Annotated in this window: 14 protein-coding genes and 1 pseudogene; 5 read left to right on the top strand and 10 right to left on the bottom strand. The window is 46.1% G+C overall.

Annotated elements, in window-relative coordinates; all coding sequences use genetic code 11:
- Window positions 1-36 precede the first annotated feature (36 nt).
- On the top strand, window positions 37-603 hold the full coding sequence (copI, locus tag QTO06_RS02160) for a copper-resistant cuproprotein CopI (protein ID WP_331406731.1): 567 nt from the start codon (window positions 37-39) through the stop codon (window positions 601-603).
- Window positions 604-686: 83 nt separating this feature from the next.
- On the opposite strand, the gene QTO06_RS02155 is transcribed toward copI, so the two are convergent.
- Window positions 687-1,214, bottom strand: a complete 528-nt coding sequence (locus tag QTO06_RS02155) for an autotransporter domain-containing protein (protein WP_105067390.1) — start codon at window positions 1,212-1,214, stop codon at window positions 687-689.
- A 150-nt stretch (window positions 1,215-1,364) separates the two neighbouring features.
- On the opposite strand from QTO06_RS02155, the gene QTO06_RS02150 reads away from it, so the two are divergent.
- Window positions 1,365-2,273, top strand: coding sequence for a LysR family transcriptional regulator (locus QTO06_RS02150; RefSeq protein WP_331406730.1), 909 nt, complete (start codon window positions 1,365-1,367; stop codon window positions 2,271-2,273).
- A 109-nt stretch (window positions 2,274-2,382) separates the two neighbouring features.
- Here the strand turns inward: QTO06_RS02150 and QTO06_RS02145 are convergent, their stop codons facing one another.
- Both QTO06_RS02145 and QTO06_RS02140 read right to left on the bottom strand, forming a co-directional pair.
- Entirely contained in the window at window positions 2,383-2,913 is a 531-nt protein-coding gene (locus QTO06_RS02145) for a hypothetical protein (RefSeq protein ID WP_331406729.1), read from the bottom strand.
- A 110-nt stretch (window positions 2,914-3,023) separates the two neighbouring features.
- A complete protein-coding gene (locus QTO06_RS02140; protein WP_331406728.1) occupies window positions 3,024-4,355 on the bottom strand; it encodes a ferredoxin reductase family protein in 1,332 nt (443 codons plus the stop codon).
- 212 nt (window positions 4,356-4,567) lie between these two features.
- Here QTO06_RS02140 and blaCARB point away from each other — a divergent pair, with 212 nt between their 5' ends.
- From blaCARB to QTO06_RS02125, 3 genes are all read left to right on the top strand, one after another.
- Window positions 4,568-5,419, top strand: a complete 852-nt coding sequence (blaCARB, locus tag QTO06_RS02135) for a CARB/PSE/RTG family carbenicillin-hydrolyzing class A beta-lactamase (protein WP_038895534.1) — start codon at window positions 4,568-4,570, stop codon at window positions 5,417-5,419.
- Between the two features lie 129 nt (window positions 5,420-5,548).
- Window positions 5,549-6,064, top strand: a complete 516-nt coding sequence (locus QTO06_RS02130) for a TetR/AcrR family transcriptional regulator (protein ID WP_005435424.1) — start codon at window positions 5,549-5,551, stop codon at window positions 6,062-6,064.
- A gap of 2 nt (window positions 6,065-6,066) precedes the next feature.
- On the top strand, window positions 6,067-7,116 hold the full coding sequence (locus QTO06_RS02125) for an alcohol dehydrogenase family protein (protein ID WP_443088825.1): 1,050 nt from the start codon (window positions 6,067-6,069) through the stop codon (window positions 7,114-7,116).
- A gap of 96 nt (window positions 7,117-7,212) precedes the next feature.
- Here the strand turns inward: QTO06_RS02125 and QTO06_RS02120 are convergent, their stop codons facing one another.
- The 7 genes and pseudogenes from QTO06_RS02120 to QTO06_RS02090 all read right to left on the bottom strand — a co-directional run bounded on the left by QTO06_RS02120 (window position 7,213) and on the right by QTO06_RS02090 (window position 12,540).
- On the bottom strand, window positions 7,213-7,785 hold the full coding sequence (locus QTO06_RS02120; protein ID WP_331406727.1) for a GNAT family N-acetyltransferase: 573 nt from the start codon (window positions 7,783-7,785) through the stop codon (window positions 7,213-7,215).
- 7 nt (window positions 7,786-7,792) lie between these two features.
- A complete protein-coding gene (locus tag QTO06_RS02115) occupies window positions 7,793-8,956 on the bottom strand; it encodes a MerR family transcriptional regulator (protein WP_331406726.1) in 1,164 nt (387 codons plus the stop codon).
- A gap of 146 nt (window positions 8,957-9,102) precedes the next feature.
- Complete coding sequence (locus QTO06_RS02110) at window positions 9,103-9,501, bottom strand: NUDIX hydrolase (protein WP_331406725.1); 399 nt, start codon at window positions 9,499-9,501, stop codon at window positions 9,103-9,105.
- Between the two features lie 19 nt (window positions 9,502-9,520).
- Window positions 9,521-10,018: pseudogene (locus tag QTO06_RS02105) on the bottom strand (GNAT family N-acetyltransferase).
- A gap of 127 nt (window positions 10,019-10,145) precedes the next feature.
- Window positions 10,146-10,508 carry a VOC family protein gene (locus QTO06_RS02100; RefSeq protein WP_331406724.1) on the bottom strand — a complete coding sequence of 121 codons (363 nt, stop codon included), beginning with the start codon at window positions 10,506-10,508 and terminating at the stop codon, window positions 10,146-10,148.
- 115 nt (window positions 10,509-10,623) lie between these two features.
- Window positions 10,624-12,030 carry a cytochrome-c peroxidase gene (locus tag QTO06_RS02095; protein WP_331406723.1) on the bottom strand — a complete coding sequence of 469 codons (1,407 nt, stop codon included), beginning with the start codon at window positions 12,028-12,030 and terminating at the stop codon, window positions 10,624-10,626.
- A 357-nt stretch (window positions 12,031-12,387) separates the two neighbouring features.
- Window positions 12,388-12,540: a hypothetical protein gene (locus QTO06_RS02090; protein WP_005452601.1), complete on the bottom strand. Its 153-nt coding sequence runs from the start codon at window positions 12,538-12,540 to the stop codon at window positions 12,388-12,390.
- Between the last annotated feature and the right edge of the window lie 256 nt (window positions 12,541-12,796).

The raw sequence follows: 12,796 nt of genomic DNA, 5'->3' as shown, positions 1-12,796 counted from the left end.
ACCAAGTTATTAATGAATTAAAACAAGGATATAAAAATGAAAAAGACACTAATCACTCTTGCTCTAGCCCTAACAACAACGACTGCGTTTGCCCAAATGGATCATTCAAACATGGACCACGCGAACATGGATCATAGCAACATGAAGCATGAAAACATGGACCACGGCAGCATGAAGATGGACCACAGCAAAATGGACCATTCAAACATGATGGATATGCCGGGCATGTCGACTGTTGGTATGCCAGCAAAAGGGGCAAAGCCAGACAAGGTGGTACACGTTATCTTGGGTGATGACATGACCATCAAGTTCAAGAAAGACGTTAAGATTGAGCCAAACGATGTGGTGCAATTTGTTGTGATGAACACAGGAAAGATCAACCACGAGTTTACGATTGGTTCGGCTAAAGAGCAGCTAGAACATCGTGAAATGATGAAGACAATGAGCGGTGATCATATGCACGACTCGGGCAACTCTGTGACTGTCGAACCGGGCAAAGCGAAGCAGTTATTGTGGCATTTCCACGGTGACAACAACGTTGAGTTCGCGTGCAACATTCCGGGCCATGCAGAAGCAGGCATGACAAAGAACATTACGCTGTAAATCGTACTTGAACACAACAAAAAGGAGCTGACATTTCAGCTCCTTTTTTCTCTCTGATTCCTTACTTACGAACCGACATCGGCTCAGAAGTTATAGGCTGCCATGACTCGAACCGCCATCTCATCTTCCTCCGACAAGCTGATGTCCTCGTCAATTTTGTAGCCTTCAACAATAAGACCAACGCTGGCAATATCGACTTTGACGCCTAAGGTTGGTTCAAAGTTGTTTTGGCTGTCTGTGTCGACATACTCACCCGTCTCTTCTTCAAAATACTCAATCTCGACATTGTTGTAATTCAGCCCGATACGCGGCGTTATCGCCAACACATCGTTCACGCGAATTTCGTAACCCAACGCAGTATGTAATCCCCAAACTTGCTTCTCTGCCCAATGCGTACCAAAGTGCTCTTGCTCACCGCTGTCTATCGGTGCGTTGAAGCCAAGTGACCAATTGATATTGGGTAACACTTCTGCGCCCATCTCTACACTCAAGACCTCATGCTCATCCAAAAACGTTACGCCACCGGCGATAAAAGGTTCTCTCTCTTCTGCAAACACCGGAGCACTAAGCAAGAGCACCAAAATGAATAAGCCAACCAGATCTTTAAGCATGACACCTCCGAGCTATGAATACGTCGATTTACCACTTTCAGAATACGTGGATTACGTGCGCATTTTTGACGGTTAAGAAGCTCAAATTTGAACCTTTAATCACCACACAATGTCGTAACCAACGATGTAAATTTATGCTTAAGGCGCTTTGTGAAACACTCCATAGACCTCAACCTATATCGCTTTTTAAACCTGATTTTTGAACAGAAGTCGTTGCCCAAGGTGTGCCATACGCTCGATATCAGCCGAGCCACGTTTAATCGCCAGCTGGCTGATTGCCGCGAGTTATTTGGCAACGAACTGTTCATTGCCAACAAAGGGCTGTATTTCCCTACCCTGTTTTGCAGTCAACTCATGAGCATTATCGAGGAGCCGTTAGAGCAACTGGAGTCTGCTCAAACTCAAGTCAACGTCCTTGAAGCCGCTACGCAACCGACCCAATTTCGCTTTTTTGTACCAAACCCTCTTAGCGCCATTCTCACCACACCGCTACTCGAATTGCTCAGCCAGCACGACAATATCGCTGATTTCTCGATGGTCGATTGGAATCTTGAAGGCATCGAATTTCCAAAAGCGGGTTCACTCGCCGTCGGCATTTCTGGTTACCCTTCCGTCATGAATGAACGCGTGGTTGAGCGGAAAATCGGTGAACTAGGTTTGTATCTCTATACCTCGCAGAACAACCCGATTTGGCAACATGAACGTATTGATATTCAGCGCCTACAAAACGAAAAACTGGTGCGAGTGTCGATGGGCGCACTGGATGACGCCATTTACTATGAGAGGGTGAAGCGACAACTTGGGTTTGCTCTGGAAAGACGGTTAACCGTGCCATCGGTTCATGCCGCTTTGGATTGGTTGATCAAAACCGATTATGTTCTGATTTGCTTTGCGCTGCCCGATTCGGCTTTGCCGCGAGGTATCAAGAAGATTCCGTTGATTCAGGATAACGCGCAGATGTTCTTTGATATCGGCTTGCAGTTTCACCGTGGCTATTATCAACACCCAACGATAGTGAAATTAGAAAAGCACCTATCCGATATTCTCAATGATTTATAACGTCAATGGTCATCGCGATACTGGACATACAAAAAAGCCGCCTGGTACAGGCGGCAAACAAGCAGTATGTGCAATAAAACGATAAAAATATAAAGGTCGATGAAAAACGTTAGAAGTTGAAGCTCAACGTAGCGCGAACCACATCCTCTTCAAATTCTTTACCATTGATCGGGTTAACCGCTGAGTCGTTGATCTTACCGTAATCAACCGTTAGGCCAACCATACGCCAGTTAACCGTACCGCCAACAGAAGCGTAAACGCTATCAATGTTCATGCTCTGGCCTGAGTAAGTACCGCTATTGATATCAACGTCCGCATTAAAGTAGTTGATACCAAGCTTAGGAATGATATCGAACTCAGCAATTTCAAAGCGGTAGCCAATGTTTGCGTACATGCCCCAAGCGTCCTGATCATTGCTCACAGGCAAATCAATCGCATCAGAGCCAACAAAAATACCACCGCCAGTGACAATGTTGTTACCCACATCGCGGCTGTAACCCAAGGTGTACATTTCGTGGTCGCCAACGAAGGTTGCACCCGCTTCAATTGAGTTGTTGCGGCCTTCTGCCAATGCGTGGCCAGAAGCAGTTAAAGTCGCCAGTGTCGTTAGCGCTAGAATGCGTTTTGATGTGATAGTCATCTTTACTCTCTCGGTTTGGATTTGCTTATTACCCTAACCATTTCTGAATATCGAAATTGAGGCTTAAAAAGCTCACCGCTGAGCTAACTCATGACTAACAATCTTGACACTTAGCGCATAATAAATAGCTCTTCGTGATAACTCTGCTCAATATTAAACTGATGCGCATCTAGCTCTTTTTTCAGTGTTTTTGAGAAAGCTTCTGGTCCACAGAAATACATTTCATACTGGTTCAAATCACCACACTGAGCCGCAATACGTTCAGCATTCAAACGTGGCGATTTCATGGTATCTATCACGTGCAGTTTGACGCTTGCTTGGTGCGCTAAATGCCAAAGTTCATCGACCAACTGACCGTCAATACCACGGCTGCAGTAAAACAAATGAACGTCGCTAGTTTGAGCTTGCACTTTCAACGCTTCCAAAGCGGCAAAGAAAGAAGCAATCCCTACCCCACCAGCAATCCAGATTTGAGGTTTCTCTAAATCAAATTCCAAACGTCCGTAAGGCCCCTCAACCATCACAGCATCGCCCGCTTTTACGCGCTCATACAAACCGGTAGTAAAGTCGCCGAGCTCTTTGATTAAGAAACGTAGCTCATCACTTTCACTGCCAGAGACGATAGTGAACGGATGGGCATCTTCATCACCAAAACGTAAGTAAGCAAATTGCCCCACTTTGTGCCCTTGCCAAGACGCATTTGGTTTGACGACCAATTCCATCACTTCAGCTTGAGGGAAGTAACGTGTCGACGCCACAACCGCAGAATGTTTGTTACGACGACCAACGAAGCCAAACAAACTGTAAAGTGCAGCAATCGAACCGACGACTGCGAATGCTATTGTGAGATAGTAAACAGGCTCGCCCCAATACGCGCGTTTGAGCAGCAGTACGGAGTGAATCGCGATCAGCAAATACGCCACAGACATAAAGCGGTGCGATAGTTTAAAGGGCTTGTATTTCACTGCGCCCCATAGAGAAGCCACCAGCAAAACCAACAGCATGTAGAAGCCCCACTCACCCATGCCTTGAGCAAGATCGCGCAGACCATGAATCCAAGCCTCGATTCCAGAGAGGTTACCCTCAGGCCCTGCACCTGTGTGTTTCTCTGGTCTTGCTAATACGCCAGACATGACTAACCATTTCGGCACTTGATACCAAAGCCAGTGCGCCAAACCTAATGCAACGCCACCGATACCGAGCCATTTGTGCACTCGATACGCTTTGTCCATGCCGTGTAGCCAGTTTTCAACCACAGGAAGGCGCATTGCCAACACCATGGTGATCGACATCAACATCAAAGACAGAATGCCTGAATATTGGATCATGGCAGATCGCCATTCAAAGACATTGGTAGAAGAGAAAAGCTGCGGTTCCATCGCAAACCATAATACGGACATCGCGGCGATCATTGCCCAGATGATATTGCGGAATGTTTTCATGATTGGTTACTCGGTTAATCGACAACTTTACTTTAGCGCTTCACATGTAAAGCAACGTCAATAAGCGTAAAAGCGGGTAAAGCTCGACATATGCAAGGATTCCTACAGAAAAAAGACAAGAATCTAACAGTCATTAGAGTATTCACTCGTTATAGTTCCGGCTAAATTCGCCAAGGTGCGAAGTGGAATAAATAACACTAAGAAAATCAATAATGAAAAAGCTATTTCTGCTACTCGGATTATTAGCCTGTTCGAGTGCAACGTATGCCGCCAAACTGAATGAAGACCTCTCCGCAATTGAAGACCACATTACGGGTCGCATTGGCGTTTCTGTTTGGGACACGCAAACAGACGAAAAGTGGGATTATCGTGGCGACGAGCGCTTCCCAATGATGAGTACCTTTAAAACGCTGGCGTGTGCGACCATGCTGAAAGACATGGACAGTGAAAAGCTTGATAAAAACGCCACCGCGAAAGTCGAAGAGCGCAACATGGTGGTGTGGTCACCTGTCATGGACCGAATGGCAGGCCAAACAACCCGTATTGAACATGCCTGTGAAGCCGCAATGCTGATGAGCGACAACACAGCGGCCAACATCGTTTTACGCAGCATTGGTGGTCCGCATGGCGTAACCAGATTCTTGCGTTCTATTGGTGATAAGGCCACTCGCCTTGACCGTTTTGAACCAAGATTGAATGAAGCTAAACCGGGCGACAAGCAAGATACAACAACGCCTAACGCCATGGTAAACACTCTACACACCCTGCTAGAAGGCGATGCACTCTCTTACGAATCACGTATTCAGTTAAAGATTTGGATGCAAGACAACAAAGTCTCTGACTCTTTGATGCGCTCTGTGTTGCCAAAAGGCTGGTCGATTGCCGATCGTTCTGGTGCTGGCGGGTTTGGCTCGCGTGGTATCACGGCCATGATTTGGAAAGAGAATCATAAACCGGTTTACATCAGCATTTACATTACTGAGACCGATTTATCGTTACAGGCGCGCGACCAAGTCATCGCTCAAATTAGCCAGTTGGTGTTGGACGAATACAAAAATATTTAACGCTAACTTGATGATTTAAAACGGAGCTTTCGGGCTCCGTTTTTTTATGTTTGCGATCTTAGTTGACACAGGTAGAACGATCGCTCTACCCTAATGGTAGAACATTCATTCTACCCATGAGAAGACGCTATGTTGAAAGAACAGATCGCCGCCAGTTTAGAACAAGCTTTTAGCGAGCTTGGATTTGCCGAGCCGAGTGTGGCACAGCTCAAGACGGCCTGTGGCGTTAGCCTGCGCACCTTGTACAAGCACTACCCTTCTAAGGAAGACATGATCGTAGCTGCACTGGAGCATCGCCACCAGCGCTACTTAAACTTCCTGCTGGATAACTCGCCACAAGCTGGGCTAGAAGCGACTCAGCACGTATTCAACAAGCTCAAACAATGGATGGAAGACTATGCACCGCATGGTTGCATGTCGATGAACGCGATTGCGGCATTTCCCGAGCACGACATCATCAACCAAACCGTGAAAGCACACAAAGAAGACGTTCGACAATTTTTGGGTAAACAGAGCCTTCGTCAAGACCTCGCCACGCAGCTGTTCTTATTGCACGAAGGCGTCTCCAGCGCTTGGCCGGTACTGGGTAACGAAGCTCTGAACTCTGCGCAACAAGCTGTTTTAAGATTGCTAAAGGAAGATTAATCATGACAACACTACCAACCACAATGAAAGGTGTTCTGTTGACCGGTCACGGCGGACCAGAAATGTTGGAATACCGCCAAGATATTCCTGTCCCAACACCAAAAGAGAATGAAGTGCTGATTCGTGTATCCGCTGCAGGCGTGAACAATACCGATATCAATACGCGTATCGGCTGGTATTCAAAAGGTGACAACGACAGCGAAGACGCAAGTTGGAGCGGCAATGCACTGGTTCTTCCACGCATTCAAGGCGCTGACGTCTGTGGCGAGATCGTTGCCGTGGGTAGTATGGTAGATGAACGCCGTATAGGTGAACGCGTGTTGATTGAACCTTGCTTGAGCGACGTGAACGGTGAAAACATTAATCCACCTTGGTACTTTGGCTCAGAATGCGACGGTGGATTTGCAGAATACACAGTGGTATCAGCTAAGCACGCCTACCAGCTAAAGACGGATTTGACTGACGTTGAACTTGCGTCTTTCCCATGTTCGTATTCAACGGCAGAAAACATGCTCACGCGCTCTCGTGTTGCCAAAGGAGATCGTGTCCTGATTTCTGGTGCTTCCGGCGGTGTCGGCTCTGCGGCGATTCAATTGGCCAAAGCGCGCGGTGCTACTGTTATTGCCATCACAAGCCCAAGCAAAAATGAACAAGTGCTGGAGTTGGGCGCAGATGAAGTCGTGCCACGCAACGCAAATCTTGTTGAAGCACTTGGCAACAACAGCGTCGATGTGATGATTGATTTAGTTGCTGGCGACCAGTGGCCACAGTTTCTTGAAGTCTTGCGCCCGAAAGGTCGTTACGCGGTATCCGGTGCCATTGGCGGTGCGATGGTTGAGCTAGACGTTCGCACTTTGTATCTCAAAGATCTCAGCTTCTTTGGTTGTACCGTCCTTGAGCCTGAAGTGTTTGGAAACTTGGTTCATCATATTGAACAAGGCAACATCAAACCATTAGTCGCACAGACGTTCCCACTTGAAGACATCAAACAAGCGCAAGCGGCATTCCAAGAGAAGGGCCACGTAGGCAAGATGGTCCTTACCGTGAAGTAATGCCTGGTGGAACGCATTAAAAAGCCCCTCTGCAAGTTCATCGCAGAGGGGCTTTTTCGTTCAGGTTAGGCCAACCAATGACCGGAACTTAATGGGTTACCAGTAAGCAGGGCTATCCAAACCTTGAACGCAAGAGGATGTGCCTTGGATTGACGTCAATTCACCTGCAAGTGATTGTGCCAACCAACCATGTGGGAAGCTCAAAGTATGAGGCGCTTTGAATTGCGCTTCTGTCACTTGTTGGAAACCAACACGCGAGTAAAAGTTAGGGTCGCCATAGGTAAATACCAATTCGATGCCTTGTTGTTTCAGTTGTTCAAGGCCAAAGTTGATTAGGGCTTGTCCTACGCCTTTACCTTGGCACTCTGTTAGTGTTGCCATTGGCGACAATAAGTAGCCCACTTCACCGCTCTCAAAGCGTAACGGTGTAAACAACACGCCTGCGATCAAACGCTCACCTTGTGTCGCTACAAAACCTTTCAGTTCTTGCTCGGGCGTCGTGCTCAATAAATCGCCGACTAGTGCGCCAATGGTTTTGCCTTCTGCTTCACCTTCTGAATCAGAAAAGGTTTGAGTAAACAAAGCGATCATCTCGCTGCTCATGGCTCTCTCATATTGAGAAAGAGTGTAGTTAGATTTTTGAGTATTTTGATTTGTTGTTTCGTTCATTTTTCTATCAATCTTTTTGTAAAATATACATCTGATACGCCACTTCATTACCACGGCGTTTAACGATATCTAATTCAACTTGTATGTCTTTCAATGCTTGTGATGCTGGCATCTCAGCTTTCAAACTTTGCACACGCTCATTTAAAGGAACGTAGTAGTTATCCCATGCCTGTTGGCTAATTGGGAAAGTCTCTAACACTCGGTAGCCTGCTGCTTTCGCTTGCGCAATGCGCTTCTCAACGCTGCCCATATCTGGGTACTCTTTTTGCCAGAATGCCACTGTATCTTCGCTTGGCGTGTCTGTATTCCAAACCAAATCGCTCACCACTAAGATACCGCCGCCTTTAAGCAATGGACGCCATTCTTTTAATGCGTTTTCAACGCCCATGATGTAAGCACTGCCTTCCGCCCAAATTAGGTTGCTCGTCCCGTCGGCGAATGGCAGTTCAGTCATGCTGGCACACACCGTGGTGATATTGTCACTTAGGCCAAGAGCTTGTGCTTTACCTTGCAAGCGTTGCAAAGATGGCTCGTCATTATCGACCGCGGTGACATGTGCGTGTTTTGCCAAAGTGCGAGTCGCAATGCCCTGCCCACAGCCGATTTCCAATATCTCATCAGGTTGAGTTGGTAATAGACTCAACGCTTTCAACGTATCTTGCTCTGAACCCGGCCCCCAAAACTCCAGGGCTTCATATACGCGGAAGAAGTCCGCCATGTAGTCGTCGTGAGTATTCATATCTTTTGATAACCAACGTAAGTGAAGGGCTTCTTTCTCGCTAAAACCTTGCGTCATCAGCCATTTCAAGTGCGCATCCGGCGCGACTTCATCCAACGATTCATGCCAATCAGTTAACGGAGTTTCACCAAGCAGCGCCGCCAACAACTGACGCGATTTCTGCTTTTGCTCAATCTCTTCATCGAGCTGCTTAAGCCTTTCCAACATCAACTGGCGATCCACTTTCGCTTCCAGACAGGCTTTACATTCTTTGAGCGTCAGTCCACCGCTCTGCAATTGCTGGATCAAACGCAAGCGTTGCAGATCCGCATCGCTATAAGCGCGGTAGCCGTTACTTAACCGTTGCCCTTTGATGAGCTCAATCTTCTCGTAATAGAGCAATGTGGTACGAGACAAACCCAGCATCTCAGCCAGTTCCGATATCCGATACATGTAATTTTCCTCAGCGCTGATGAAAGCATCTTAAACTGTAGAGTTATAGACAGGTCAACATGAATTGTAAAAAAAGATTCAAAAAGTAAAACGCCCACAATACGTTCGCATTGTGGGCGTTTTTGTATTCTGTTCGTGATTAGACGTTATTTCACTAACCCTTGTTCAACCAAACTCGAGAAGACCTCATTGCGGAAAATCGTGCTTATCGCGATGTCATCCACGTTTGAAGAATCTACCCATTGGCACTCTTCGATTTCGTTACTGGCAACCACCTCGCCCGAATAATCATTAACGAAGAACACATCCATGACCAAAGTAATGCCGTCTTTATCGTGTGCAGGCGCTTCAAAGCGACCAAAAAGCGTCAAGGCATCTTCCGCCACGACAATGCTTACTTCTTCTTGCAGTTCGCGACATAACGCTTGCTCTGGTGTTTCGCCACTATCCAGTTTTCCACCCGGCGCATAGAAGGTGTCTTTGCCTTTTGAGCGCAGCACCAACAGTGAGCCGTCTTTAATGATGATACCTGCTGACTTGTGCATCTTGCTTGCCTTCTAGGCGTTAGAGAAACTTCTCGATCATAACTTCATTGATGTATTGGCCATTAACCTTGGCATGCTTCTTAGCGGTGCCGACCACTTCAAAGCCATGTTTCAGATACGTTGCGAGCGCGTTGGGGTTGTCCTCTCGGACATAAGCAAACAACTTTTCATCAGCAAAGGTAGCGGTAAACAACGCTGAAGCGACCCCTTGTCGACGGCATTTCGCATCGACGAACGTACCAATAATGCCAACATGCACGAATGCCTTGGTATAACTAGCGAAAGGCTCTACGTTTTAGAAACCGAGCACGGCGCTGTCTTCCTCATCCGCTTCTTTTACATTCAATGCCACATTGAACACACCCGTTTCAGGAAAGCTTTCAATGAAGCCTTCTTCCTCTTCTGGGGTGAAGGTGGTATCAAGGGTTGTGTATAAGCCCTCTTCTATGATGGGATTGAGAACTTCGGTAATGCCTTGAGCGTGCTGTTTTTGTGCCTTTGTGACGACAACTTTCATAGTATTTTTCGTTCTTTTTGTAGGGATGGAATAGGAGCTCGATTATCTTCTATCTTAATCTTAAAACCGATGACATAACGATCGTTCGATCAGTAAGTATCCACTGAATAATCGTATCGTTAACGCCCTATAAATAAGCCACCGCTTCGATGTTGTTACCATCGGGATCATAAAAAAATGCTGCGTAGTAATTTGGCGCGTAGTGTTCACGCAAACCGGGCTCACCATGACAAGTAAACCCAGCCTCAATACCTGCTTTATGAAAGGCCTCGACGGACGCTTTGTCATTCGCTTTAAACGCAATGTGGCAAGGGGCTCTTTGGCCACCCTTTTCTATCAGGAAGCGCGTATTGGGTTCACCAACTAATCCAAAGCCTGCCGCTGCTTCGTCCGACCATTTTAGCTCGATGCCCAGAGGAGTAAGCATCTTGTAGTAAAACGCGACACAAGCATCAAAATCCACAACCTTAATTTCAAAATGATCAATCATATCTATCCCTACTTGATTGAATTTGTTCCATAAAAAAGACCACCTTAATCAAAGGTGGTCTCGATTGCGAAGTCTATCGTTTTATCGGTGACAAACTTGTCGGTAATGCCTCAGCTTAACTTAAAGTTCGGCCTTCATAATCGCCCGTCAGTGTTTTCAAGAACGCTTTGATGGCATCCACTTCTTCATCCGACATTTCCACTCCGACTTGGTATTTACCCATGTCGTAGATAGCTTTTTCTAGCGTATCAGCATGTCCATCGTGGAAGTATGGCGGTGTCAGTTCAATGTTACGCAAGGTTGGCACTTTGAACTTGTGCTTGTCTTCTTTGTTACCAGTGAAGTTGTAACGACCAAGGTCTGCATCCGTCATGTCAGTACCACGGTCCGCAAAGTAATCCGCTTTCATGCCCATGGTTTCAAACGTTTCACCACCCATCGCTTCACCTGCGTGACAAGTTTGACAATCGTACTTCTTGAACAGCATTAGACCGTATTTCTCATGTGAATCCAGTGCCTTTGTATCACCCATCATGTATTGGTCGAAGCGGCTGTTTGGTGTGGTTAGGGTTTTCTCAAACTCAGCAATCGCATCCGTGATGTTGTTGCCATTAATCTCACCTGAGTAAACCTTTTTGAACATCGCAACCATTTCTGGATCTTGGCTCAACTTGTCGACGATTTCATCCCAATCCATAGAGCCCATTTCAATCGGGTTAAACGGAGGACCACCCGCTTGATCTTGCAGATCCGCGGCACGACCATCCCAGAATTGCAGCTTGTTGTACACAGCATTAAACACGGTTGGCGCGTTGATGCCACCCACTTGGCCATGAATACCAACAGACGTTACGAGTCGGTCTACGCCGCCTGTATCAAGGCTATGGCATGACGCACATGAGACACTATTGTCTCCTGATAGTCGCGTGTCGTGATATAGCACCTTACCCAGTTCAGCCTTGTCTGCATCGGTTTCGAACGTGGTGTAAATTGGTTGTAGAACTTTGGTTTTACGTTCTTCAGATACCGGAGAGTGAGCATGACGCTCTGCACGCTTCTCACGAATCCACTTCAATAAGGTGTGCTTTTCGTCTTTCGACATACTTGCAGACCAGTGCATGGTCAGGTAAATCGCGGGCGGCATTGAATCGTCGTAGAGCACCTTCTCAAGACGAGCAAGTGCCACTTCAGAAACAGGATCATTCTGCTTCACGTCGCCGAACAGATTGGTCATATCAAAGTGACGCATGGCCACCTTCACATCCGCTTCCATGATCTGTTTCGCCACTGGCATTTCTGAGTAGAAAGGCATTTCGCTGTTTGGTGTATGACAATAGCCACAACCTTTATCCGCTAACACCTTCATCGCTTGATAATCCAGCGTAGATTGATCGAGCGAACTAAATTGCGCCAGATTTTGTTGAGCCACTTTTTTATCGTCTTGGTTCACCATGTAAACGGTGCCGAAGTAAGCCACCAAGCCTGCACCCACGATCCCTAGTGTTATTTTCTTTTTATTCATCACTGTTCCCCTAAATCAGTTGGGGCGAAAGTTATTGAAATGCCAATATTTTTAAAAATGGGAAAAAGGAATAGATATTAATCGAATATTTAGATGAGCAGCGAATTTAACATCTAAAGTTTATAAAAACAGACACTTGCGGAAATAAGTAAAAAATACAACATAAAAACAACAACTTAAAACCGGAGCTTTTATTGATATGAGTCAAAAATGACGGAGGCGACAATATATTAACCAAACATATTAAATTTGATTAAAAATAATTCAGGTCGAAATAAAGTAGGAATTTAGGAAGGAATTGTAGGCACAAAAAAAGGCAGCTCGAGAGCTACCTTTTTAGCAAGTCAGCAAATGTAATTATGCTTTCTTAAGATCTTTAGCTGGGTAAGTTAGTGTCTTTTCGCCAGCTTTAACGTGCGCGTAAAAACCGCCGCTGCTTAGACCTGTAACAACCATTTCGCCTAGTTCGATACCTTTAGTAGCTACTACTACGTCACCGATTGAAAACATATTTAATACCTTGTTTCTGTAGATTATGACCTTAAGTCGTTGGCGGTATTTAATCTGAAATTGCACCCTTAACCTAATCAGATTTGTTGTCGTCATGATTAAGTTTCATTATTGCCGCAGCCCTTATAGATAAAGGCGTTGCAAGGGTATGACGAAGATCGCTTTTACGACCCTAAAGTCTTAGAAGTAAAGGGGAGATTTCCCTCTAATGGGCTAAGATGGCTTGGTTATAGTCGCATTTGATTATGCTTTTGCT

This window comes from Vibrio sp. M260121, from assembly GCF_036533715.1.
Lineage (GTDB): Bacteria > Pseudomonadota > Gammaproteobacteria > Enterobacterales > Vibrionaceae > Vibrio.
The sequence above is the reverse complement of the archived record's forward strand: the minus strand, read 5'-3'. Positions and strand labels throughout refer to the sequence as shown.